The sequence below is a fragment of the Parafrankia sp. EUN1f genome (assembly GCF_000177675.1).
Classification (GTDB): domain Bacteria; phylum Actinomycetota; class Actinomycetes; order Frankiales; family Frankiaceae; genus Parafrankia.
Map to the genome: position 1 here is coordinate 1 of NZ_ADGX01000132.1, position 23375 is coordinate 23375.

Genomic DNA, 23375 nt, shown 5'->3' on the forward strand with positions numbered 1-23375 from the left:
GTTGCGGCACGGACGGGGGAGGGCGCGGTGGCGGTCGGCGTCGGACCGGGGCGTCGGCGCCGACCGGGGCGCAGCCACCGGCCGGCGCCCAGGCCGTGGTTCCTCTCCTCGTCGCGGCCCTGACCGAACCGTTTCCGCTGGCTGCGGACAATGCCATTGAGAACGCGGTTGGTGGCTTCGGATAATCCTCGGTCAGGATGTGATTCCGGTTGTGTCGGCGGCATTGAGCAGTGATTCGAGATCTGCGGTGAGTATGAATCCAGAGTCGACCGCCGATTTGGCTGCCTCGTCGTAGCGGCGACGGTAGTCGGCTGTCGACGAATAAAGTTCGCCCAGCCGGGAGGAAGTGAAAGGCCGGGATGAACCGGCCAGTGCGCAGATCGTCGACGTGTTCGGGCCGCCGGCACCGGACAGGGCCGAGACGGGCACGTCGACCGGTGGTGTGCGAATTCCGCCGACGGCGATGCCGTCGGCGTCCCGGGTGATGTGCGGCTCGCCGCCGGCGGCGACCTCGATGCGGGGCGCCACCGGTGGCTGGGCGCCGGTCGTGAGCCAGACCGCCAGTGCCCGCAGTGCCGCCTTGGCCACGAAGTGCAACGGACCGTTGTTGATCGGCACGCCGCAGTCGAGAACGGCCGCCGCCGGGCCGAGCAGACGCGCGTCGGCGTGCGCGGTGCCCGCCACCTCCCACAGCCGCAGGCGCGGGTTGTCCGGCTGCCGGGCGCGAGCGGAGTCCAGCACCCCGGTGAGGTCACTTTCGGTCTGGACGTCCAGCACCGGCGCGTCCAGATCGGTCCGGAAGATCGTCGGCGTGTCGTTGAGCACGCTGACGAGGTCGGCGTTCTCGCCGGGCCCGACCAGCCCGAGCCCGGTCGCGCCCCGGCTGTGGACCAGGAAGCCGTCGAACGCGTGGGTCAGTGGCTGCACACCGCTGTGATAGGTCACCAGGGCGTACGCGGACTGCGACTCGCCGGCCGCGATGAGGCGCTGCGGCCGCAGCCCGTCCAGGCCCGCGCCGCCCCGCACCGCGCGGGCGACCTGCGTCAGGATGTCGTAGGAGAAGCCGTCACCAGGATGGTTCAGCGTGCCGTAGCGGGCCGGGTCGATGGCGGTGAGGCCCTTGCCGGCGAGCCCGGCCGCCCCGGTGACCGGAACGAGCACCGGCCCGCCCTGGACCCCGATCCGCTGGGCGGACACCCCGACCCAGACATCGCCGCGCCGGGTGATCTCCTCGTGCAGCGTGGTCCACTCCGCGTCGCTGTCCAGACCGACGCTCACGCCAGGATGAGGGCCAGCGCCAGGCCTAGGGCGGGCGTGGCCGTCAGCGCCCGTTTTGTGCCACGACTTCCAGATCTCCTCTGATGCGGCACTGGTCACGGCCTCCTCCGGTCGGCGCCCGTTGGAGGCGCAGACGCGGAGACTATGAGCCGGTGCCGCGACGGACATCAGGAGGAGCCTGGTTCCCGGGGATCATCCCGCCGTCGGGTTCGGGCGCCCCGCCACCGCGCCGCTAGCCCTTCACGCACATCACCGCGTGCAGCTCCGCGGCGACGTCGACGAGATCACGCTGGTAGGCGATGACGGCGTCGATGTCCTTGTAGGCGGCGGGGATCTCGTCGAGCACGCCGGGGTCCTTGCGGCATTCGACGCCGGCGGTCTGGGTGACGAGGTCCTCGGTGGTGAACTCCTTGCGGGCGCGGGTACGGCTCATCCGCCGACCCGCGCCGTGCGAGGCGGAGTGGAAGGACTCCGGATTGCCCAGGCCGCGCACGATGTAGGAGCGGGTGCCCATGGAGCCCGGCACGATGCCGTACTCGCCGGCCCGCGCCGAGATGGCACCCTTGCGGGTGACCAGGACGTCGGCGCCGTAGTGGTGCTCCTCGGAGACGTAGTTGTGGTGGCAGTTGACGGCGGCGAAGGCGGCGTCGCCCGCGTGCGGGCCGTCGGTCGGCGGGGTGGGTACCCGCAGCTGTGGGAGGTGGGCGCGCAGCGCGTCGACGTAGAGCGCCAGCATGGTCTCCCGGTTGTGGCGGGCGTAGGTCTGGGCCCAGGTGAGATCGTGGCGGTAGGCGGCCATCTCGGGGGTGCCGGCGAGGAAGACCGCCAGGTCCCGATCGGGCAGCCCGGTGTTGTGCGGCAGCTTCTTGGCCGCGGCGATGTGCAGCTCCGCCAGCGTCTTGCCCACGTTGCGCGACCCCGAGTGCAGCATCAGCCACACCGCGTCCGTGGAGTCCAGGCACAGCTCGACGAAGTGGTTGCCCGAGCCGAGGCTCCCCAGCTGGGACATCACCCGGTCGATGCTCCCGCTGCGGCCCGAGACCGACGGGTGCAGATCACCGAACGTCGCCCACAGCTCGCCGTAACCGCGGACCCGCCGGGAGATCTCGGCGTGCCCGCGGTGGCCGACGGGAATGGCCCGCTCGACCGCGGCCCGCACCGGGCCGAGGTCGTCCGGCAGGTCGGCCGCGGTCAGGTTGGTCCGCAGCGCGGCCATCCCGCAGCCGATGTCGACGCCGACGGCGGCGGGGGAGACGGCGTCCCGCAGCGCGATGACCGAACCCACCGTGACGCCCTTGCCCAGGTGGACGTCCGGCATGACGGCGACGTGGTGGTGGACGTAGGGCAGGTCGGCGATCGTGCGGAGCTGGTCGAGGGCGGCGCTCTCCACCTCGTGTGGATGGGTCCACATCCAGATCGGGGCCGCTGCTCCCGCCAGCTCGTCAACCGGGGCCACGGGGCATCACTCCTTTGTCTCTCGGGGGCCGGCGGTCTGCCGACGGCCCCGCCTCGCGTCGCGCTCCACGATCGCCGGTGCCGCGGCTGTTGGCGAATGATTTTGCGTGCGCTCCTCGTGCCGTTGCGTGTCAGCCGGCCGTCCGGACGGCCAGCCACCCACCCATCCACCAGCTAGCCGTCCGGCCGGCTAGGGTGCGCCCGGCCACCGACCGGTCCGCGCGAACCGGGTCGGCCTGGCCGTGCCGCCCGTCGCGGCGCCGGCCCGTGCCGGCCGGTGGGCTCCGACGCGATGCGCCTGCCGGTGCCGCCTGACAGACTTCGGTACCAACGACCTGATCTGCCCCCGAGGGCCGCCTGCGGGCACTCGGGCCATCACCCGCAAAGTGGGAGGACTTCAGCATGTCCGCTGTCAAGGAACGTGTCGCGATCGTCACGGGTGCCGCGCGGGGGCTCGGTGCCGCGACGGCCCGGCGGCTCGCGGCCGACGGCCTGGCCGTCGCGGTGCTCGACCTGGAGGAGGCCGCCGCGAAGGAGACCGTGGAGGCGATCGTCGCGGCCGGTGGGAAGGCCATCGCCGTCGGGGCGAACGTGAGCGACGCCGAGCAGGTCGCCGCCGCGGTGGAGCGGGTCGTGGCCGAGCTGGGCGCCCCCACGGTTCTCGTGAACAACGCCGGCATCACCCGGGACAACCTGCTGTTCAAGATGACGGAGAGCGACTGGGACGCCGTCATGGGCGTGCACCTGCGGGGCACGTTCCTGATGACCCGGGCGGTCCAGAAGTACATGGTCGAGGCCGGCTGGGGGCGGGTCGTCAACCTGTCAAGCACGTCCGCGGTCGGCAACCGCGGGCAGGCCAACTACTCGACGGCGAAGGCCGGCCTGCAGGGCTTCACCAAGACCGTGGCGATCGAGCTGGGCAAGTTCGGCATCACCGTCAACGCGGTGGCGCCGGGCCTGATCGCGACGGAGATGACCCGGGCGACCGCGGAGCGGCTGGGGCGCACGTGGGACGAGTACGCGGCCGCGCGTGCCAAGGACATTCCGGTGGGCCGGGTCGGCGAGCCTGACGACATCGCCAACACGGTCTCGTTCTTCGTCGGTGAGGGTGCCGGGTTCGTCACCGGCCAGGTGATCTACGTCGCCGGCGGGCCCAAGACCTGAGCGGCGAACCAGGTCCGGTACCGATCCGATCCGGTCCGGCCGGGCCCGGGCCGGTGCCGCCTCGTCGTGTGCGACGGCGTCACCGGCCCGCCGGATCACGGCTTGCGGGCGAGGAACGCGACCGATGTGATGACGCCGGTGTGGTCGAGGAGGGCTGACCGGTAGCGCTCCATGACGTCCCCATGTCCAGCGCGACCGATCGAGACGGACACGCGGTGGGCCCGGCGCCGCGACGCTCATCCTCCATGCGCTGTGACCGGGTTGCGGAGGGTGCCGAGGGTCTCGATCGATACCTCGACGACGTCGCCCGGGACGAGATAGCGCGGCGGGGTGCGAGTGTAGCCGACTCCGGCGGGCGTCCCGGTGATGAGGACGTCCCCGGGATCCAGCGGGATGGTGCGGCTGACGAACGACAGGATCGCTCCGACCGTGAAGATCATGTCGTTGGTGTTCCCGTCCTGCATGATCTCGCCGTTGACCCGGGTGACCAGGCGTAGCCCGGCGGCCGGGTCGCCGGCCTCGTCGGTGGTGACCACCGGGCCCATCGGCCCGCTGCGGTCCGAGTTCTTGCCCAGGGTCCACTGCGCGGAGGCGCCCTGGGCCCGGCGGGCACTGAGATCGTTGAACACCGCGTAGCCGAGGACGCCCCGCTGGGCGGTGGCCTCGTCGACGTCGACGAGCCGGGTCCCGACGACCGCGGCGAGCTCGCCCTCCCAGTCCAGCCCGCGCTCACCGCCCGGAACCGGGACAGGGGTGCCGTCCACGGTGAGCGACGCGGTCCAGCGGGCGAAGATCGGGGGTTTGCGGGGCAGCTCGAGGCCGGTCTCCGCGGCGTGGGCGTGGTAGTTCAGGCCCATGCCCAGGACCCGGGCCCCGGCCGGCACGGGCGGGGCGAGGCCGGTGCCGGCGTCCGCGAGGTCGTCCAGGTCGGCGAGGCCGTGGTCGCTCGTCGTCAGCTCGCGGGCCGTCGACATCCAGCGGGGGAGGTCGGCGTAGAAGTCGTCCACGTCGGCGATCCGCGCCAGCTTCGACACCCCGGCGCGTTCCAGCACCAGGCCGACCACGATCCGCCGACCATCCCGTACGCCCACGAACCGCATCGCCCAAGCCCTCCCGCCGCGCCGGCCTTCCGGCTGCACCGCCCGACGCTATCCGCCGCCGGGTAGGTGGCTGGCGCTGGCCGACTCGCAGGAGTGGTGGCTTCTCGGTCTTCGGGAGCGTTTCGCAAGATCCCGAATTGACCCGGTGGGTCCGTGTCCACCCGCCGCACGCCGACCCGCCGGGAATCCCGCAGCGCCGAACAGTGCCAGTAGTTCACGCCAATAGGGATAAAACGGGCATGGAGTTACCTGGTAAGCCGCAAGAAGTGAGGATGTCGGTTGCTGTAGCAGCCACAATCCTCACTTCCTGCTCGGGAGCAGTGACGGCAACGGAAGCTCGAGGCTCGCGATGCTGCGACAGACTCGCCGACGGCCAGAATCCTCCACGTCTCGTGACCGCCAGATGGCTCCTTGCGTCTGATCCGACGGTGCTAACGCACGCCGGCGTCGCGCAGCAACTGGCGGGCGATCACGATCTGCTGGATCTGGCTGGTGCCCTCGTAGATCCGGAACAGGCGGGCGTCGCGGTAGAAACGCTCGACTGGCACGCCGCGCATGTACCCGGCCCCGCCGTGGATCTGCACGGCGCGGTCCGCGACCCGCCCGACCGCCTCGGAGGCGAAGTACTTCGCGCAGGACGGCCCGATCCGGGTGTCGCTTCCGTCGTCGAAGCCGGCCGCGACCTCGGTGACCAGCGCCCGCGCCGCGTACAGGTCGGTCGCGGAGTCGGCGAGCAGGCCCTGCACGAGCTGGTGCTCACCGATCACGCTGCCGCCCTGGACCCGGCTGGCGGCGTACGCGACGGACTCGTCCAGCAGCCGCTGGGTCAGGCCCACGCACAGTGCCGCGATGTGGATGCGACCGTGGGCGAGGCAGCGCATCGCGGTCGCGTAACCGCGTCCGACCCCGTCCTCCCCGCCGATCACCGTGCTGGCCGGCACGCGAACGTCGTCCAGCGTGACGTCGGCCGTCCAGGCGCCGGCCTGACCCATCTTGTGGTCCTTCGGGCCGACGCCCAGGCCGGGGGTGCCCCGCTCCACCATGAAGGCGGTGATGCCGCGGCCGCCCTTCGCGTCCGGGTCCGTCCGGGCGAAGACCATGAAGACGTCGGCGACCGGTGCGTTGGTGATGAAACGCTTGGCGCCGTTGATGACCCAGTCGTCACCGTCGCGGCGGGCGGACGTCGCCAGGCCCGCCGGGTCGGAGCCGGCGTTCTCCTCGGTCAGCGCGAACGACGCAGTCCACTCGCCCGAGGCGACCAGCGGCAGATAGGCCTTCTTCTGCTCCTCGGTGGCGCCTTCGAGCAGCACATGACCGGCGATGCCGTTGTTCGTCCCGAACATCGACCGGAAGGCGGGGGTGGTGTAGCCCAGCTCGAAGACCAGCCGGACCTCGGCGCTCATGTTCAGGCCCAGGCCGCCGTACGTCTCGGGGATGGCGAAGCCGAACAGGCCCATCTCGGCGGCCTCGCGGCGCAGGTCGGGGGGTATCGCGTCCGACTGCTCGATGTCGGCCTCGGCCGGCACGACCCGTTCGCGCACGAAGCGGCGGGTGGCGGCGATGATCTGGCGCACATCGTCGTCGAGCACGCGATCTCCCTTCAGGCACTGGTTCGCGGCCGAGCCCGCGACGGGGCCCGCGACGCGCGGCGGGAGGTGACGGGCCTGGTGAGAGGCCCGGTACCTAGATTGCATACTTTATCTAAAGTGCCGTTGCGTGGCGACCCGTTCGGAGGCGCCTGGGGACCGTGACAAGCTCCCGATCGCTGGTAGCCACTGCGCCGAGGCGGGAACCGGCCAGCCGATGTTGCAGGCGGAATGGTAATGGCTGGACCCGGGCGGCGCACCGGACGTCGAGGGCGGGGCTTTCGCGAAGCGCCGTCTGGCGGTCGGTGAGGTGCTCGGACAGATCCATCGTCTACCGCGCAACCATCGTGGCCCTGCGCGAGGAACGCATCGGACAGCGAAGGCCCCCAGGTCGGGCAGAAATCCGGTTTCCCATGCATTCGGGCATGAATCTGGTTTTGTCAGGATCAGTGTCGCAGCGTACCGTCTGGAGGGTTCCCCGGACACGGAGGGACACCGTCTTCCGCGCAGGCACGCCGGCGCTCTTCTGTAGGGTTCTCGCGTGGTTTGTTATCCGGCGTGTCCGGAACGCGGGACCTCGGCCGTCTGGACGAGCCGGGGATGCTCTACCGACGGGTGTGTCGTCGGGGTCGCGTGAGAGCCAAGCGCGGTTCCGGTGCGTCGCCTGCGGGCGTGAGGGCAACGCGGACGTGAACGCAGCTGTGAACATCGCCGCGGGGCGCGCGGTGACCGCGCGGGGAGGCACCGGGTTGCCGGTGCCGGTGAACCGCGAACCTCAACAACGCGAGTCAGTTCTCGTGAAGTTGGAATCCTCCGTGTCCATACGGGGGAGGACGTCAAAGTAGCGATGGCGGCCGCCGGGCGACCGGCAGGTGGACGGGATGGCTGGGATGGACCTGTCAGGCATTGGCGTGTGGAGCCAGCAGTTGCGCTACGGCGATCCGGCGGAGGTGACCGACGCCGCGGCGGAGCTGGAGGAGCTGGGCTACCGCGCGTTGTGGATCCCCGACGTCGGCGGCCCGGTCCTCGACGCGGTCGGCGCCCTGCTCACCGCGACCAGCCGGGTGACGATCGCCACCGGCATCCTCAACCTGTGGATGCACGATCCCGTGGACGTCGCCGCGGGCTTCGCCGCGCTGACCGCCGCGCACGGTGACCGGTTCCTGATGGGGATCGGCGTCAGTCACGCGCCCCTGATCGACGCGGCCGAGGCCGGCCGGTACCGGCGCCCGCTGGCGGCGATGAGCGCCTTCCTCGACGGCCTCGACAAGGCCGACCCCCCGTCCCGGCGCAGGACCGCGTGCTGGCGGCGCTCGGCCCGAAGATGCTGGATCTCGCCGGCAGCCGCGCCCGTGGAGCCCACCCCTACCTGGTCACGCCCGAGCACACCCGCCAGGTCCGCGAGCGCCTCGGCGCGGGGCCGCTCGTGCTGCCGGAGCAGACGGTCATCCTCACCACCGACGCCGACGAGGCCCACACCATCGGCCGCAGCTGGCTCGGCGGCTACCTGGGGCTGCCGAACTACGCGAACAACGTGCGTCGCCTCGGCTTCACCGACGAGGACATCACCTCCGTGAGCGACCGTCTCTTCGACGCCCTCATCGCCTGGGGTGACGAGGAGGCCGTCGGGCGGCGCGTCGCCGAGCACCACGCGGCCGGCGCGGACCACGTGTGCATCCAGGTGCTGACGGCCGACCAGCAGGCCTTCCCACGCGAGCAGTGGCGCCGCCTGGCCGCGGCGCTGCTGTAGGGCAACGGCCGACCCGGAACGACGGCCGATCCAGAACGACGGCTACTCCAGAACGACGGCTACTCCAGAACGACGGCTGCTCCCAGGACGACGATCGCCGTCGCCGGCGCGTGGATCAGGTGAGGGCGTCGGCGGCCCAGGAGGTGAGCACCGGAGCCAGCAGCGGCCAGCGCACGAACAGGCTGCCGGCCCGTGCCAGGTCGGCTTGGCGCTCGAGGTACTCGCGGTCCCCCCACGGCGGTTCCGCCAGCCGCGCCTGTGGCAGCGCCGCGGCGAGTGCCTCCGAGACGGCCCGCGGGTGGAACGGGTCGCTCGCCCCGCTGCGCAGCACGAGCGCCGGAACCCGCACCGACCGCGCGACATCGTCGGGCAGGCCCGGGATCACCTCGCCCGGCCGTGCGCTGAAGGCGGCCATCCATCGCTGGAGCGTGGCGACGAACTCGGCGCGGTCCTGGGCGAGCAGCCGCTGCCGGTTGCGCGCGTTGGCGTCGAACGACGGGCCCCACTCCGGCAGAGCGGCCACCGCCTCCATCCCGGTCGTCCACGCGGCGGTGACGGACGCCGTGTAGTAGGCGTTCGCGAGGATCGTCAGGCCGGGCACACCGCCGCTGACCCACCACACGGCGAGCCCGGCAGCCACCTGGGGATGGTAGGCGGCGGTGAGTAGCGAGACATGGGACCCGACCGTGGCACCGGCGAGCACCGCCGGGCCGAGGTCGAGCTCGGTGAGCAGCGCCGCCAGCGTGTCGGCCTGCATCCGCGGCTCGCTCGGGCCGGCGAAGCAGAGGTCGGACTCGCCGCTGTTCGGCCGGTCCCACAGCAGCACCCGGTTACCGGGCGTGGCGAGGGCCGCGGCCAGCTCGGGCACCCCCGGAGCCCCTCGGGTGAACCGGCCGCCCAGGGTGAGGACCCAGGTCCGGTCGCCGTCGCCGACGAGGTCGTAGCCGATACCGAGACCGTTGACGAGCGCCTTTGCCACCAGGCGGACAGTAGCGGCAACGGCCCGCGGGCGAAACAGTTCGCGCGCTGTCGGGAGCCGCCGGCCGCACCGGTTCCCCGGTTACCGGTTTCCCGGCGGCGCCGCCGTCGCCGTCGCCGCCGGGCAGGCCACGGGTTTTCTTTCGCCGGCCGGGCCTGCCAGGCATAATCCTGCCCACTCGTCGCCCGACCGGCCCGTAGCCAAGTGCGGGAGCACGATCGCCAACCGCTCGCCGCGCGCTCTCGGGCGCACAGTCACCTGACACCTGTCGTCACGCACCACGAGACGGCCATCACGCACCACGAGACACCAAGGGAGCAGGCGATGTGGCAGCTGCGCACCATCGGCTTTCGCTTATCGGGCCCGCCGATCGCGTTATGCCCGCATGCCCCCGGCCGGATTCCGGCAGGGGAGCGGGCGGCATGACGGCGGCGTCCCCGGTCCGGTTGCGGGCCGATGCCCGGCGCAACCGCGGCAAAATCATCTCCGCCGCGGTGGCCGCGTTCGCCGAGGACGGCCCGAACCTGCCCATGGAGGAGATCGCCCGACTCGCCGGGGTCGGCGTGGGGACGCTGTACCGGCATTTCCCGGACCGCCAGAGCCTGGTCCTGGCCGTCGTCGAGGACAGCCTGGCAGCGATGCTCGCCCGGGCACATGCCGCGGTGGAGGTGGGCCCGCGGGCCTGGGATGCCCTGATCGCCGTCCTCGGCGGGTCGCCGGAGCTCAGGTTCGCGCTGCGGGCCCCGAACCTGTTCCAGCCCGCGATCACCGAGGCGATCCGGACCGATCCGCGGGCCGGGCGCATCCGCTGCGAGCTCATCGCGCTGATCGAGGAGCTCGTCGAGGCGGCGAAGCGGGAGGGCACCCTGCGGCCCGACGTCGGGGCGGGTGACGTCACCCATCTCTTCACGGTGCTGCTGCACGAGCCGCACCGGATGCCCGGCGAGGTGGCCGACGTCGTCTACGAGCGGGCCCGGGAGATCGTTCTCGACGGACTGCGCGCACGGCCCGGTGGGTTGCCGGGCCGCGCGCTGACCGTCCTCGACCTGACCGCGGACTGACCACGGCCGTCGAGCCTTCCGTCGCGGAACTGACGAGCGGCCGGCCGTCGACCGGTGAGTCGACCGGTGAACGGCCAGCCGTGGATCGCCGAAAGGGGTCAGGACGCGCTGATGGCCTGCTCGGGGCAGTTGCTGACCGCGGCGTGGACAACGCTTTCGAAGTCCGGCGGAACCTCGTCCACGGTCACCACGGCGAAGCCGTCATCGGAGAGCGAGAAGACCTCGGGACACAGCGTGCAGCAGGTCGAATGCCCGCAGCAGCGGTCCTCGTCGACGAAAACCTTCATCACACGTTCCTCGGCGCCAGCGTGAATTCCAGGTTGAGGTGGGTCAGCCCACGCAGGATGAACGTGGGCAGGTAACTGTAGCGCCGATCGCCGGCCGGGCCGTGCACACCCTCGGAAACGCGGATCTCGGTGGTCCGCTCCAGGATCCGCTCGATGGCGGCCCGCGTCTCCGCCCGGGCGAGCGGTGCCCCGGGGCAGGTGTGGATGCCGCGCCCGAACGCGACGTGGTGACGCGCGTTCGGGCGGGCCACGTCGAAGACGTTGGGGTTCTCGAAGCGGCGCGGGTCACGGTTGGCGGCGCCGTTCACGACCATCACGGTCGTCCCGGCGGGCAGGTCGACCCCGCCGACGGTCGTCGGCACCCGTGAAAGCCGGAAGTCGCCCTTGACCGGGCTCTCCAGCCGCAGCGTCTCCTCGATGAAGTTGCCGACCCGCTCGGGCTCGGAGCGCAGCAGGTCCTGCAGCTCGGGATCCTCGGCCAGGATCTTCAGCGCGGAGCTGAGCAGCCGCACCGTCGTCTCCTGCCCGGCGGAGAACAGGTTCGCCGCCACCCGGACGGCGTCGATGACCTCCGGGGTCGAACCGTCGGGGAAGGTCGCCTGGGCCAGCCCCGTGAGCACGTCGTCGCGGGGCTCGGCGCGACGGTCCTCGATGTAGGCGGTGAACTTGTTGTAGAGGAACTCCAGGGGGTTGTGCGCGAGATGGTCGTCGCCGGTGCTGCCGATGCCCGACTGCGACTCGGGCCGGCGCTGCAGCCGGTCGAGGAACTCCTCCTGGTCCTCCTCCGGCACGCCGAGCAGGTCGGCGATGATCAGCAGGGTGAACGGCCCGGCGAAACCGGAGATGTAGTCACCCTCGCTGCGGGCCAGATACGGGTCGAGCATCTGGTCGACGAGGTTCCAGATCTGGGCCTCGTTCTCCTTGAGCCGCTTCGGGGTGATCAGCCGCATCAGCAGCGCCCGGTGCGCGGTGTGGGTCGGCGGGTCCAGGACGGGCAGCTGGTCGCTCATCGGCAGCTCGTGGCGGTGCGCCTCGATGAGCGCGGTGACGTCGTCGCCCTCGAGCGGCACGGGGAAGCCGGGGAAGGGGCCGGTCACCGAGATGCACGACGAGAAGGACGCGGAGTCGTGGAAGATCTCGACGGCTTCCTCGTAACCGGTCACCATCACCACGTTGTGGTGGTCCTCCCGCAGCACGGGGCAGCGATCGCGCATCTGCTCCAGAAACGGGTACGGGTCGGCGACGAGCTGCGCATCGCGGAAGTAGTCCGGCGTCTCAAGGTCACTCACAGTGCGGGGTGCTCCCTTCCCTGTCCTGCGAACTAGTCTCCCATCCGGGATCGGCGCGACACAAACGACGCGAGAACCGGACTCTCCCTTACTGTAACTGGCCCTTCCGATGGGGTGGTCAGCTGATCCGGACCGGGAGCGTGGCCAGCGCTCGATGGATGAGGCTCGGCAGATAGACGAGATCGCCCTCGTCGACGGCGAGCTCCAGGTGGGTGGAGCCCTCGAGAAGCGCGCCGATCGCGGACGCGGCCTCGATCCGGGCGAGGGGCGCCCCGAGGCAGAAGTGGATGCCGACGCTGAAGCCCAGATGGCGCCGAGCCGGCGTCGGGCCGTGGAAGCGGGTGATGTCGAAGCGGTCCGGCTCCGCGTAGGCATCGGGATCGCGGCCGGCCGCGGCGCTGACCAGCAGCACGCCGTCGCCGCGCCGGAAGGTGCGCCCGCCGAGCTCGGTCTCCCGGGCCGCGGTGCGCATCGTGAACTGGGTCGGCGGGTCGTACCGCAGCACCTCCTCCACCGCGGAGGCCAGCAGCTCCGGCCGCTCGCGCAGCAGCGCGAGCTGGTCGGGGTGGCGAAGCAGGGTGAGCACCGCCGACCCGATGTAGTTGATGGACGTCTCCATCCCGGCGACGACCATCAGCGAGGAGACACCCAGCAGCTCGGTCTCGCTCAGGGCGTCGTCCCGGTCGCGCGCCGCGGCGAGCTTGCTGACCAGGTCGTCGGTGGGGTGTGCCCGGCGCTGCGCGATGAGCTCCTCGAAGTAGCGATGGAAGTCCAGCGTCGCCTTCTTGCGGGCTGCGAGCTCGTCCTCGCTCAGCAGGTTGTCCGGGTCGGTGCCCCGGGCGATCGCCAGCGCCCATCCCCGCAGCGACGCGCCGACGTCGTCGGGCACGCCGAGCAGCTGCCCGAGAGTCGCGCTCGCCATCGGCGCGGCGTACTCGCCGATGACCTCCAGCGTGCCGGTCGCACGGGCGCCCGCGACCAGCCGGTCGGCGTGTGCCCGGATGCGCGGCTCCATCGCGTTGACGATGCGCGGGGTGAACGCCTTGTTCACCAGGCCGCGCAGTCGGGTGTGGTCCGGGGGGTCCATGCGCAGGAAGGAGCGGGGCGCGCTGGCGTTGCCCTCGCGGAACGGGCTGATCCCGGCGTCATACCCGTGCACCCAGTCGTCGCTCTGCAGCACTGCCTCGCAGTCGGCGTACCGGGTGACCACGGTGACCGGGACGTCGCCGAGCATGAACGGGCACAACGGCCGGGTCTGGCGCACCTGCCGGTAGTTGCGGTACGGATCGGCCTTGTGGGCCGGGTGGAAGGCGGTGAACTCCACCTGGTCGGATTCGGCCTGGGTGGGCTCGGTGGAGACGTCTCCGGCGACCATGGCTGTCCCACTCCTGTCGTCCGCGCCGGCATGTACGCACCGGTACATCGGCACCGGGCACGTCCGCAACGGCACTGTCGTCGTACGCCTGTCGTACGCGGGGGCGTGGCGGCGCGACCGCGCCGACGGGACGCACGATGTCCGATCGCACCGCCGACCGACAGCGTGAGCGGCACAGTCCAATCGGGCGATTGCGCCAGTCGGGCCGGTCGGGCGACTGCGCCGGTCGGGCGACTGCGCCGGTCGGGCGGCAGCCTGGTCCGTCCCGGCTGTGGCGGCCGGGAGGGTGCGGGCGGACCCGATCGATCGATTCGGGCTGCGAATGCATCTCGTCAGCCGCCGAGGGCCGGGGTCACGATGCGGCGCGACGCATAGTTGGCCGACACCGACGCGCGGGGAGCCGCCGACCATGGACCGCACCCTGGACCTGGACCGTGCCACCGAACCGGTGGTCACCGTCGACCAGCCTGACCAGGCCCGCCGCCTGCGGGAGCTCGCCGACCTGGTGACCCACGGCCTGCGCGCGGGCATCGGCGTCGGTCACTCGCTGGGCGTGCTGCTGACCGAGCTCGGTGACGGCTCGTCGGTCTGGACGCTCACCCCGTCACCAGCCGCGGCGAACGCGATGATGACCGTCCACGGCGGGGTGATCAGCACGCTGATGGACACCGCGATGGGCAGCGCCGTCTACACCCAGCTGCCCGAGGGCGTGCTCTACACGACGCTGGAGCTGAAGGTGAACTTCATCCGAGCGGTCGCGCTGGACGACGACCTGCTCACCTGTGTCGGGTCGGCCGTGCACGTGGGACGTCGTACCGCGACCGCCGAGGCCCGGGTGACCAACCGGGCCGGCGCGCTGGTGGCCCACGGCACGTCGACCTGCCTGCTGATCGAGCCGGCGGTGCGGGCGTCATGACGACCACGGCGACCGGCCCGGAGGGCCAGGCTCCCACGGACGCCGCGACCCGGATCGCGCCGGCCGGGGGGATCAGCGCCGAGGTGCTCGGCCAGGCGGTGATCGACTCCTTCGACCCGGCCTGGCGGCACGACCCATACCGGGCATACGGCATCCTGCGCGCGGCGGGCACCTTCCTGCCGGGGCCGCTGGGCACGTCGCTGGTGCCCGGCTACGCCGAGTGCGCCGCGATCCTGGCCGACCCGGTGTGGAGCCACGCCGAGGAATCCGAGCTGCTGCACCCGGCCAGCGACGTCGAGCTGCCCGGATCCTTTCTGTGGATGGAGCCGCCGGACCACACCCGGCTGCGTGGCCTGGTGAGCCGGGCCTTCACCCCGCGGACGATCGAGGCGACCCGCCCGACGGCCCGTCGTGTGGTCGACGAGCTGCTCGACCGCGCGCTCGCCGTCGGCGAGCTGGACCTGATCGAGGAGTTCGCCTACCCGCTGCCGCTGACCATGATCTGCGAGCTGCTCGGCGTCCCCGCCTCCGAGCACGCCGCGGTGCGCCGGATGTCGGCCGGGATCGCGCGCGGTCTGGACCCGGACGATCTTCTCTCGCCCGCCGAGCTCGCCGAGCGCACCGCCGCGGTCGGGGAGTTCCGGGAGTTCTTCGGCGCCCTCGTGGCGGACCGCCGAGCCGACCCACGCGACGATCTGATCAGCGCGCTCGCGCAGGTGCACGCCGAGGGTGACCGGCTCACGACGACGGAGCTGCTCGGTACGCTGCTCATCCTGGTGGTCGCGGGGCACGAGACCACGGTCAACCTGATCGGGAACGGCGTGCTCGCCCTGATGCGCAACCCCGATCAGCTGGACGCCCTGCGGCGTGCGCCCGAGCTGGCGCTGCCCGCGGTGGAGGAGATGCTGCGGTTCGACCCGCCGGCGCAGGTGACGACACGCACCGCACGCGGGGAGGTGACCGTGGCCGGCAGGGTGTTCACCCCGGGCGAGGCGGTCATCCTCGTGCTCGGTTCGGCCAACCGCGACCCGCGGGCGTTCGACGAGGCCGACCGGTTCCGCATCGATCGCTATGCGGGCGGGGCCCGGCCGAACCGCCATCTCGCTCTCGGGATGGGCCTGCACTACTGCCTGGGTGCGCCGCTGGTGCGGCTCGAGGTCAGCGAGGCGTTGCGCGCGGTCGCGACCAGGCTGACCGGGATCACGCTGCTGGCGGATCCGCCCCCGTACCGGCCGAACATCGTGGTCCGTGGCATGTCGGCGCTGCCGGTGCGCGTCGCGGGCTGACTTGTCGGGTCCGGGTACGCCCTGCTCCAGGTCCGCCCTGCTCCCAGATCCGCCCTGGTCCGCGCGTGCCCGGACCAGGGCGGATCTGGCTGTGGCCCCGGTCCGGGCCGTCGGCCCGTGGCGTCCACCCACGGCATGGGTCCGCGGTTCGCGAACGCCTCGTGCAGCCGCCCGTGCGACTGCCCATCCCTATTGCTCGCGCAAATTCCCGCCCTGTCCGCTTCTTCATAGCGTGTCGTCGGGATATCCGCCCGGAGTCGACGAAAAAGCGGCGCAGGACACATTGCGGTGCGGGTGCGGAATAAATTCCGCACCGATCCGCGGGCGTGCCGGTGCATCTGGCAGCCGAAGAATTACTCGGGGCTTACTCGGGCTTCATCGTCCGTTAGGCGGCCACACTAGACTGGCGAGCGGGGGAATGAGGGAGGACGCTCGTGGAGTTCCGTCATCTGGTCTCTTTTCTCGCCATCGCCGATGAAGTCCACTTCGGTCGGGCCGCGCGCCGGCTCAACCTGACCCAGCCCTCACTGAGCCAGCACCTGGCCCGCCTTGAACGCGAGGTCGGTGTGCAGCTGGTCGCGAGAAACTCGCGTGAGGTGCGTCTCACTCCCGCCGGTCACGCGTTCCGGGGTGAGGCCAAGAAAATCCTCGAACTGAAGCGCCGAACGCTCGAAATCACCCGTGACACGGCCGCCGGACGGGCCGGGAAGATCAACATCGGATTCAACCTGCCGGCGGGGCACCGCATTCTTCCGCCGACGCTCGCCCACATGCACACGTCGCACCCGGGAGTCGTGCCCCGGCTGTGGGAGCGGCGGACCGGCCCCCAGATCAAGAGCCTTCTCAGCGGTGAGCTGGATGTCGGCTTCATCTTCGGGCTGCCGCCCACCTCGAGCCTGCACTCGAAGGAGGTGCTGCGGGTCCGTATTCTCGCGGTCGTCGGGGAGCATCATGAATGGGCCACGCGGGCGCAGGTGCCGTTCGGTGACCTGGAACGCCAGCCATGCCTGCTGTTCCACCGCACCCAGTGCCCGGCGCTCTACGACACGATTTCCCGGGCGGCCGACCGGGCCGGCATAAAGCTCCGGGTCGTGGCCGAGGTCGACGATCCCGGCGCGAGCGCATTGTTGGTCACCACCCGGCCGGTGGTCGGATTCGCCTCACAGGAACGCGCGGTCGGTATCGCGGGAGCGCGTGCGGTACCACTCGTCGACCCCGTGCCGACGATACCCGTGCACGTCGTGTGGCGCCCACCACGCACCCGCCTGGTGGAAACCCTGCTGGACAGCCTGGAACACGCCGAAGCCGACCTGGAGCGCGAGCAGCAGACCACGGAGGCGAAAAGCGATCAGTCTGCCACGGCCCGGCGATCGAACTTGTCAATGATGGCACCCTGAGCGGTTCGCCGGCCGCCGGGGCGTCGCTACCGTGGGAAGGCCCTGACCTTTTCCAGAACCGGCGATCGCTCGCCATCCCGCGGTCCACGGCCAGCTGCCGTGAGCCCGTGTCGACGATGGAAAAGGATTCAGTATCCGTCGGGAATTCCCGGGAGGTCGTCCGTGTCCTTGTCCTCGTCCGTGGCACCGCCTGCCGCCCCAGGGCCGGATCAGTCCGGAGCATCTGGCTCGCGGCGTGATCCGTCCGGGGGCGGACCGGAGCTGACGCTGGTCGTCCGCGCCCGGCGTTCCCTAGCTCTCGACGTGGTCTGCTTCGACCTGGCCGACCCGGCGGGCACCCCGCTGCCGGCGTGGACGGCCGGCGCGCACGTCGATGTCACCGTCCGGCCGGGCCTGACTCGTCAGTACTCGCTGTGCGGTGATCCGTCCGACCGGGGGGTCTGGCGGATCGCCGTCCTGCGTGAGGCCGCAGGCCGGGGCGGTTCGACGCACCTGCACGACCGGGTCGGGGCTGGCACCAGGCTGACGGTCAGCCACCCGCGGAACGCCTTCGCGCTGGTCGACGCGCCGAGGTACCTGCTGGTCGCGGGCGGTATCGGGATAACCCCGCTGATGCCGATGGTGGCCGAGCTCGCCGCGCGCGGTGCCGACTGGAGCCTGCTCTACGGCGGGCGCGCGCTGGCGGCGATGGCGTTCGCCGAGGAACTGGCCCGGTACGGTCCGCGGGTCGTCCTGCACCCGCAGGACACCCACGGCCTGCTCCCGATCGGGGACGTCCTCGGTGACCTGGTGGGCTCCGGCGCGCACGAGGGGACCGCGGTGTACTGCTGCGGGCCGGAAGGCCTGCTCGGCGCGGTCGAGGCGGCCTGCGCGGCCTGGCCGGCCGGTGCGCTGCACACCGAGCGCTTCCGGCCGGCCGAGCTGGCCGTCCGCGACGGCGACCACCCGTTCGAGCTGCGTCTCGCCCGCAGCGGGCGGGTGCTCACCGTCCGGCCGGGGCAGTCCGTCCTGGCGGCGTTGGAGTCGGCCGGTGCGGCGGTCACGTCGTCCTGCCGGGACGGCACCTGCGGCACCTGCGAGACAGCTGTGCTCGGCGGCGACGTGGACCACCGCGACACCGTCCTGAGCCAGGCCGAGCGCGCGGCCGGCCGAACGATGATGGTGTGCGTTTCGCGCAGCCTGGGCGAACGTCTGGAGCTGGACATCTGAAATCCACCAGAAATTACTCCCGGTCTATTTCAGGGGAATCGACAGGGGGCTGGTCATCCGTCCAGGCAATCGCCTCATCCAGAAATGCAATCGGCTGACTCCGGAATAAGCGTGGACCGTATTCTTCACCCGCGCACCTCCACACCGAGCCGGTATCCCACCGGTCTCGGGCCCGGCCAGAAGGCCGTCGGACCCGGGGGAGCCGCGCACGGACAACGGGACACCACAGGTCGAGCCCGGGGGAGGAGCCAGCACCGTGGGCAGAATCGTGCTCGACGGACTGACCAAACAGTACGGCGACGTCGTCGCCGTCGACGGCATCGATCTCGACATCGCAGACGGGGAGTTCCTCGTGCTGCTCGGTCCGAGCGGCTGCGGGAAGTCGACGCTGCTGCGGCTGATCGCCGGCCTGATACAGCCGTCCGGCGGCCGGGTGCTGCTCGACGACGAGGACATCACCTACGCCCCACCGGCACGGCGTGACCTCGCGATGGTGTTCCAGAGCTACGCCCTGTACCCGCATCTCACCGTCGCGCGCAACATCGGATTCCCACTGCGTGCCGCGCGAATGCCCCGCGCGCGGATCCGGCAGCGGGTCGAGGAGGTCGCGGCCCTGCTGGAGCTCGACGGCCTGCTCGAACGGCGGCCGCGGGAGCTGTCCGGCGGCCAGCGCCAGCGGGTCGCGGTCGGCCGCGCGATCATCCGTGATCCGCGTGCCTTCCTCATGGACGAGCCGCTGTCCAACCTGGACGCCAAGCTGCGCCAGGCGACCAGGGCGCAGTTCCGCACCCTGCACGAGACCCTCGGCGCGACCGTCGTCTACGTCACCCACGACCAGGTCGAGGCGCTCAGCCTGGCGACCCGGATCGCGATGCTCGACGGCGGCCGACTGGAACAGGTCGGCACCCCGACCGAGGTCTTCGACGAGCCGGCGTCGGTGTTCGTCGCCGGTTTTCTCGGCTCCCCGCCGATGAACCTGCTCCCGGCCCGGGTGGAAGGACACGACGGCCGGGTGCGGGTGGTCGCCCAGGGCGTGGAGGTCGACCTCTGGCCAGGCGAGGAGGTCGAGAGCCGGGACGTCATCCTCGGCATCCGGCCCGAACACCTGCGCCAGACCGACAGCGCGGGACCGGTCGGGACACCGGTCCTGCGCGGGGAGGTACAGGCGGTCGAGAACCTCGGCGCGGAGGAATCGGCCCAGTGCACCGTCGGTGGCGCCGTCGTGCAGTTCCGCGGCGCCCGGCCGCTCGGCCTCGCCGCCGGGCAGCCGGTCGTGCTCACCACCGCCCGCGACCACATCCACCTGTTCGACCGGAGCAGCGGGCGCCGGCTGGCCTGGCAGGCACGCCAGAACCAGCCGACGCCCGTCGCGCCGCACCGCTGAGGAACGTCAGCGCGCCGCGACGATCCGTCGCTTACGACGACAACGCATCACATCGACGCCAAGTACGACTGTAAAAGGAGCAAGACGTGATTCGACGGCGCTCTGCCCGGGGCGTGGCAGCCGCCTGCGCTGCCGCCCTCGCGCTGACACTCGGCCTCGCCGCGTGTGGATCCGACGACGGCGACGAGACCGCGGCGTCTCCCGCCACCCCCACCGTGAAGGCGGTACCGGAGCTCGGTCCGGACCAGAAGGTCTCGATCGTCTTCGAGAGCTACAACCTCGCGCAGGCCTCCTGGACGCCGACCTTCAACGCCCTGGTCGCGGACTTCCAGAAGAGCCACCCGAACATCACGGTCACCGCGCAGAAGCCGCAGACGTCCACCCTCAAGGGCTTCGGCACGGCGGCCACCGCCAGCATCCAGGCGCAGCTCGCCACCGGCAACGCCCCCGACGTCGCCCAGCTCACCTTCGGCGATCTCAACTACGCCGTCGAGTCGCTCGGCGCGAAGCCGCTCGACGACATCGTCGGGCGCGACGCCGTCCAGGAGAACTTCGGCGGGACGCACCCGTTCGCCCCGGCCGCCAAGACCCTCGGTGACGTCGACGGCAAGACCTTCGGCGTGCCGTTCGTGTTCTCGACGCCGGTCCTCTACTACAACGCCGACCTGTTCCGCGCTGCCGGCCTCGACCCGGAGAAGCCGCCGACGACGTGGGCGGAGTTCAAGACCGCCGCTCTGGCGATCAAGGAGAAGACCGGCAAGCAGGGCGCCTACATCGACTGCCTCACCAAGGTCTCCGGTGACTGGTGCTACCAGGCGCTGGTCGCCTCCAACGGCGGCACGGTGATCTCCGCGGACAAGACGAAGATGACCTTCGCCGAGGCGCCCGCCGTCGAGGCCGTCACCATGGCGCAGGACCTGGTGAACTCGGGCGCCAGCCCCAAGCTGTCGCAGGACCAGGCCTACCCGGCCTTCTCCCGCGGTGAGATCGGCATGATCATCGAGAGCAGCTCGGCGCAGGGCGTGTTCATCAAGGGCGCGGCCGGCTCCAAGCCGGCGTGGACCCTCAAGGCCGCCACCATGCCGGCGTTCGGCAGCAAGCCGGTCGTCCCGACGAACTCCGGTGCCGCCCTGTTCATGTTCTCCAAGGACCCGGCGAAGCAGCGTGCGGCCTGGGAGCTGATCGAGTTCCTGACCAGCGACGCCGCCTACACGAAGATCACCAGTGGCATCGGCTACCTGCCGCTGCGCACCGGCCTGCTCGACGACCCGAACGGCCTCAAGACCTGGGCCGCCGAGAACCCGCTGATCAAGCCGAACCTCGACCAGCTGGCCAAGCTCAAGCCGTGGGTGTCCTTCCCCGGCAAGGACTACGTCCAGATCCGCACCGCGATGCTCGGCGCCGTCGAGAACGTCGTCTACAACGGCGCGGACCCGAAGAAGACCCTGACTGACGCCCAGGCCGAGGCCACGAAGCTGCTGCCCAAGTCGTGAACCGGCGGCCGTCGGTGAACCGGCGGCCTCGGTGACGAACCGCGCGCAGAACCCAGATGCTGTCGCCCCCGGCGTGCCGTCCCGCCCGCCGGGGGCGACCAGCGTCGGCCGGACGAGCGCCGCACTCCGACCGCCGCACTCCGACGGCCGCACTCCGACGGCCGCACAGAGCCGGTTGTCGTACAGAACCAACTGCCGCACAGAACCGGTTGCCGCTCAGACCGCACAGCACAGAACGCGTGAGGACCAGGAATGTCCGGAACCTTCGTCGAGGTCGCCGCGATACCGCGGGCGACCACCGTCGCCACGGCGCGCCGGCCGCCGTTCGCCCGCCGAGCGGCGCGGGGCGTGACGCCCTACCTGTTCCTGCTGCCCGCCGTCGGCTGCCTGGCGGTCTGGACATACCGGCCGCTCGCCGCCGCGCTCAACCTGTCGTTCTTCTCCTGGAACCTGCTGCCCACCACCCCGAAGGAATACGTCGGGCTGGACAACTACCACCGCCTGCTGGACCTGCCCGAGCTGCGGACAGCACTGTGGATCACGGCCATGATGACGCTGGCGCTGATGCTGTTCACCGTCGTGCTGCCGACGATCGTCGCACTGTGGACGTCCGCGATCGGCGGCCGCGGGCGCACCGTCTACAGTGCCCTGATCTTCGCTCCCGTGCTGGTGCCGCCGGTGGCGGGTGCGGCGCTGTGGCAGTGGATGCTCGACCCGCACAGCGGCGCCGTCGACAAGGTCCTCGGCGCCGAGATCAACTGGATCCACGAGACCCGGCCCGCGCAGATCGCCATCGTCGTGATCACCGGCTGGCACCTGCTCGGCTTCGCCGTGCTCGTCGTCAGCGCGGGGCTGGCGGGCATCGACGAGGAGTACCGCAACGCGGCCGTGCTCGACCGGGCCTCACGCTGGCAGATCACCCGGTGGATCACCCTGCCGCTGCTCTCGCCGACGCTGGTGTTCCTCGCGCTCATGACCATCCTGATGTCCGGCACCCTCACCTTCCCGCTGATCGACACCCTCACCCAGGGCGGGCCGGACTCGCAGACCACGAACGTCTACTACCTGCTCTGGGAGTACGGCTTCCAGAACTTCGACACCGGCTTCGCCAGCGCGGCGGGACTGCTGTTCTTCGTCGCCTTCGGTGTGATCGCGGTCGGGCTGATCCGCCTCTCCGACCGCCTGACGTTCCACGACTCCTGACGGTCCCGCGCGAACGCGACGACATCACCGAACGCGACCTCACCCCCGAACGCCCTCGAAGGGAGCTCCCCATGGCAGCGGCCGACACGGCGATGCCTGCCCCGGCAGGCCCGCCGTCCACGCATGACGCGCCGGCGTCGCGGCGGCTGTCGGCGCGGGCGGCGACCGGTCGCCGCGACCGCTCCGGCGGCGGCGACGGCCCTGCCGGGGAGAGCGGCTGGCGTGACCGGGTGCGCGCGGTCGTCGGGCACGGCGTGCTGGCCGGGCTGAGCCTGTTCTGCATCTTCCCGATCTACTGGATGTACGCCACCTCGCTGCGCCGCCCGGACGAGGTCTACAACGTCACGCTGTTCCCCTGGCCGCTGTCCATCGGCAACTACACCCACGTCACCGACGTCCTGCCGATGGGCCAGCTGATCCTCAACACGTTCCTGGTGGCGCTGGCCGTCGCGGTCGGCCAGATGCTGGTCGGGCTGCTCGCCGCCTACGCCTTCACCGCCTGGAAGTTCCGCGGCCAGACGCTGCTGTACCTGGCGTTCGTCGGCACCTGGCTCGTTCCCTTCCAGGTGACGATGCTGCCGAACTACACCCTGCTGTACCGCCTGGGCCTGCTCAACGTGCTGCCCGGCGTGATCATCCCGAACCTGGTGTCCGCGCTCGGCGTCCTCCTGCTGCGCCAGCACATGGCCAGCTTCCCCCGGGACCTGATCGACGCCGCCCGCATCGACGGCCGCTCGGCCTGGTCCATCCTGTGGACGGTCATCGTGCCGAACCTGCGGGCCCCGCTCGCGGCGCTCGCGATCGTGCTGTTCATCAACGCCTGGAACGACTACTTCTGGCCGGCGCTGGTGCTCCAGCGGGCCGAGTCCGTCGTCCAGCTCGGCCTGCGCGGGCTGTTCGTCGGTGTCGAGGGCCCCGACTGGGGCGGTCTCATGGCCGGGTCGGGCCTGGCGTGCCTGCCCATCTTCGCCATCTACCTGATGCTGCAGCGCCACGTGGTGAGCGCCTTCGTCCGCTCCGGCCTGAAGTGAGCCGCAACTGGCAGCCGCCCCCCGGCGGGCCCGTCCCGTGTGAGTGATCGTCTCGGTATCGTCCGAAGCGCTTCGTCCCGCCGGCGGCTGCCGACGGGTGCCGGCGGACGGGTGATCTGCCGCCGATCCACG

Annotated in this window: 19 protein-coding genes and 2 pseudogenes; 13 read left to right on the plus strand and 8 right to left on the minus strand. The window is 71.2% G+C overall.

Annotated features, from left to right (window positions below):
- Nucleotides 1-185: hypothetical protein (locus tag FREUN1FDRAFT_RS46895; RefSeq protein ID WP_035954246.1), on the plus strand; the 185-nt coding region annotated here is incomplete at its 5' end.
- Between the two features lie 7 nt (nucleotides 186-192).
- Here the strand turns inward: FREUN1FDRAFT_RS46895 and FREUN1FDRAFT_RS29100 are convergent.
- Together FREUN1FDRAFT_RS29100 and FREUN1FDRAFT_RS29105 are read right to left on the minus strand one after the other, a co-directional pair.
- Nucleotides 193-1278: an alpha/beta hydrolase domain-containing protein gene (locus FREUN1FDRAFT_RS29100; RefSeq protein ID WP_157475542.1), complete on the minus strand. Its 1086-nt coding sequence runs from the start codon at nucleotides 1276-1278 to the stop codon at nucleotides 193-195.
- A gap of 232 nt (nucleotides 1279-1510) precedes the next feature.
- Nucleotides 1511-2734, minus strand: coding sequence for an RtcB family protein (locus FREUN1FDRAFT_RS29105; RefSeq protein ID WP_006543881.1), 1224 nt, complete (start codon nucleotides 2732-2734; stop codon nucleotides 1511-1513).
- 401 nt (nucleotides 2735-3135) lie between these two features.
- Here FREUN1FDRAFT_RS29105 and fabG point away from each other — a divergent pair, with 401 nt between their 5' ends.
- On the plus strand, nucleotides 3136-3897 hold the full coding sequence (fabG, locus tag FREUN1FDRAFT_RS29110; protein WP_006543882.1) for a 3-oxoacyl-ACP reductase FabG: 762 nt from the start codon (nucleotides 3136-3138) through the stop codon (nucleotides 3895-3897).
- Nucleotides 3898-4133: 236 nt separating this feature from the next.
- On the opposite strand, the gene FREUN1FDRAFT_RS29115 is transcribed toward fabG, so the two are convergent.
- Both FREUN1FDRAFT_RS29115 and FREUN1FDRAFT_RS29120 read right to left on the minus strand, forming a co-directional pair.
- Nucleotides 4134-4997: a fumarylacetoacetate hydrolase family protein gene (locus FREUN1FDRAFT_RS29115; RefSeq protein ID WP_006543883.1), complete on the minus strand. Its 864-nt coding sequence runs from the start codon at nucleotides 4995-4997 to the stop codon at nucleotides 4134-4136.
- Nucleotides 4998-5428: 431 nt separating this feature from the next.
- Nucleotides 5429-6586, minus strand: a complete 1158-nt coding sequence (locus tag FREUN1FDRAFT_RS29120; RefSeq protein ID WP_006543884.1) for an acyl-CoA dehydrogenase family protein — start codon at nucleotides 6584-6586, stop codon at nucleotides 5429-5431.
- Between the two features lie 577 nt (nucleotides 6587-7163).
- Between FREUN1FDRAFT_RS29120 and FREUN1FDRAFT_RS42155 the strand changes: the two are divergent.
- Both FREUN1FDRAFT_RS42155 and FREUN1FDRAFT_RS29125 read left to right on the plus strand, forming a co-directional pair.
- A pseudogene (locus tag FREUN1FDRAFT_RS42155) lies at nucleotides 7164-7428 on the plus strand (zinc ribbon domain-containing protein); the annotation flags it as partial.
- Nucleotides 7429-7473: 45 nt separating this feature from the next.
- Nucleotides 7474-8333: pseudogene (locus FREUN1FDRAFT_RS29125) on the plus strand (LLM class F420-dependent oxidoreductase).
- Between the two features lie 115 nt (nucleotides 8334-8448).
- Here the strand turns inward: FREUN1FDRAFT_RS29125 and FREUN1FDRAFT_RS29130 are convergent.
- On the minus strand, nucleotides 8449-9312 hold the full coding sequence (locus tag FREUN1FDRAFT_RS29130; RefSeq protein ID WP_006543887.1) for an alpha/beta fold hydrolase: 864 nt from the start codon (nucleotides 9310-9312) through the stop codon (nucleotides 8449-8451).
- Between the two features lie 422 nt (nucleotides 9313-9734).
- Here FREUN1FDRAFT_RS29130 and FREUN1FDRAFT_RS29135 point away from each other — a divergent pair, with 422 nt between their 5' ends.
- Complete coding sequence (locus FREUN1FDRAFT_RS29135) at nucleotides 9735-10373, plus strand: TetR/AcrR family transcriptional regulator (RefSeq protein ID WP_006543888.1); 639 nt, start codon at nucleotides 9735-9737, stop codon at nucleotides 10371-10373.
- Between the two features lie 98 nt (nucleotides 10374-10471).
- Here FREUN1FDRAFT_RS29135 and FREUN1FDRAFT_RS29140 read toward each other — a convergent pair whose 3' ends face one another.
- The 3 genes from FREUN1FDRAFT_RS29140 to FREUN1FDRAFT_RS29150 all read right to left on the minus strand — a co-directional run bounded on the left by FREUN1FDRAFT_RS29140 (nucleotide 10472) and on the right by FREUN1FDRAFT_RS29150 (nucleotide 13324).
- Nucleotides 10472-10660 carry a ferredoxin gene (locus FREUN1FDRAFT_RS29140; RefSeq protein ID WP_006543889.1) on the minus strand — a complete coding sequence of 63 codons (189 nt, stop codon included), beginning with the start codon at nucleotides 10658-10660 and terminating at the stop codon, nucleotides 10472-10474.
- Complete coding sequence (locus tag FREUN1FDRAFT_RS29145; RefSeq protein ID WP_006543890.1) at nucleotides 10660-11949, minus strand: cytochrome P450; 1290 nt, start codon at nucleotides 11947-11949, stop codon at nucleotides 10660-10662. The genes FREUN1FDRAFT_RS29140 and FREUN1FDRAFT_RS29145 overlap by 1 nt, the downstream gene beginning before the upstream one ends.
- 118 nt (nucleotides 11950-12067) lie before the next feature.
- Nucleotides 12068-13324: a cytochrome P450 gene (locus FREUN1FDRAFT_RS29150; RefSeq protein WP_006543891.1), complete on the minus strand. Its 1257-nt coding sequence runs from the start codon at nucleotides 13322-13324 to the stop codon at nucleotides 12068-12070.
- Between the two features lie 409 nt (nucleotides 13325-13733).
- Between FREUN1FDRAFT_RS29150 and FREUN1FDRAFT_RS29155 the strand changes: the two genes are divergently transcribed.
- The 8 genes from FREUN1FDRAFT_RS29155 to FREUN1FDRAFT_RS29190 all read left to right on the plus strand — a co-directional run bounded on the left by FREUN1FDRAFT_RS29155 (nucleotide 13734) and on the right by FREUN1FDRAFT_RS29190 (nucleotide 23243).
- Nucleotides 13734-14240: a PaaI family thioesterase gene (locus FREUN1FDRAFT_RS29155; protein ID WP_006543892.1), complete on the plus strand. Its 507-nt coding sequence runs from the start codon at nucleotides 13734-13736 to the stop codon at nucleotides 14238-14240.
- Nucleotides 14237-15526 carry a cytochrome P450 gene (locus tag FREUN1FDRAFT_RS29160; protein ID WP_006543893.1) on the plus strand — a complete coding sequence of 430 codons (1290 nt, stop codon included), beginning with the start codon at nucleotides 14237-14239 and terminating at the stop codon, nucleotides 15524-15526. Before FREUN1FDRAFT_RS29155 ends, FREUN1FDRAFT_RS29160 begins: the two co-directional genes overlap by 4 nt.
- A gap of 434 nt (nucleotides 15527-15960) precedes the next feature.
- Nucleotides 15961-16923: a LysR family transcriptional regulator gene (locus FREUN1FDRAFT_RS29165; protein ID WP_006543894.1), complete on the plus strand. Its 963-nt coding sequence runs from the start codon at nucleotides 15961-15963 to the stop codon at nucleotides 16921-16923.
- 162 nt (nucleotides 16924-17085) lie between these two features.
- On the plus strand, nucleotides 17086-18132 hold the full coding sequence (locus FREUN1FDRAFT_RS29170; protein ID WP_006543895.1) for a PDR/VanB family oxidoreductase: 1047 nt from the start codon (nucleotides 17086-17088) through the stop codon (nucleotides 18130-18132).
- Nucleotides 18133-18388: 256 nt separating this feature from the next.
- The gene (locus tag FREUN1FDRAFT_RS29175; RefSeq protein WP_006543896.1) at nucleotides 18389-19516 is read left to right on the plus strand and encodes an ABC transporter ATP-binding protein; all 1128 of its coding nucleotides are present in this window, start codon (nucleotides 18389-18391) and stop codon (nucleotides 19514-19516) included.
- Between the two features lie 86 nt (nucleotides 19517-19602).
- Nucleotides 19603-21009 carry an ABC transporter substrate-binding protein gene (locus FREUN1FDRAFT_RS29180; RefSeq protein WP_006543897.1) on the plus strand — a complete coding sequence of 469 codons (1407 nt, stop codon included), beginning with the start codon at nucleotides 19603-19605 and terminating at the stop codon, nucleotides 21007-21009.
- A gap of 252 nt (nucleotides 21010-21261) precedes the next feature.
- Nucleotides 21262-22212, plus strand: coding sequence for a carbohydrate ABC transporter permease (locus tag FREUN1FDRAFT_RS29185; RefSeq protein ID WP_006543898.1), 951 nt, complete (start codon nucleotides 21262-21264; stop codon nucleotides 22210-22212).
- Between the two features lie 71 nt (nucleotides 22213-22283).
- Complete coding sequence (locus FREUN1FDRAFT_RS29190; protein WP_006543899.1) at nucleotides 22284-23243, plus strand: carbohydrate ABC transporter permease; 960 nt, start codon at nucleotides 22284-22286, stop codon at nucleotides 23241-23243.
- Nucleotides 23244-23375 lie beyond the last annotated feature (132 nt).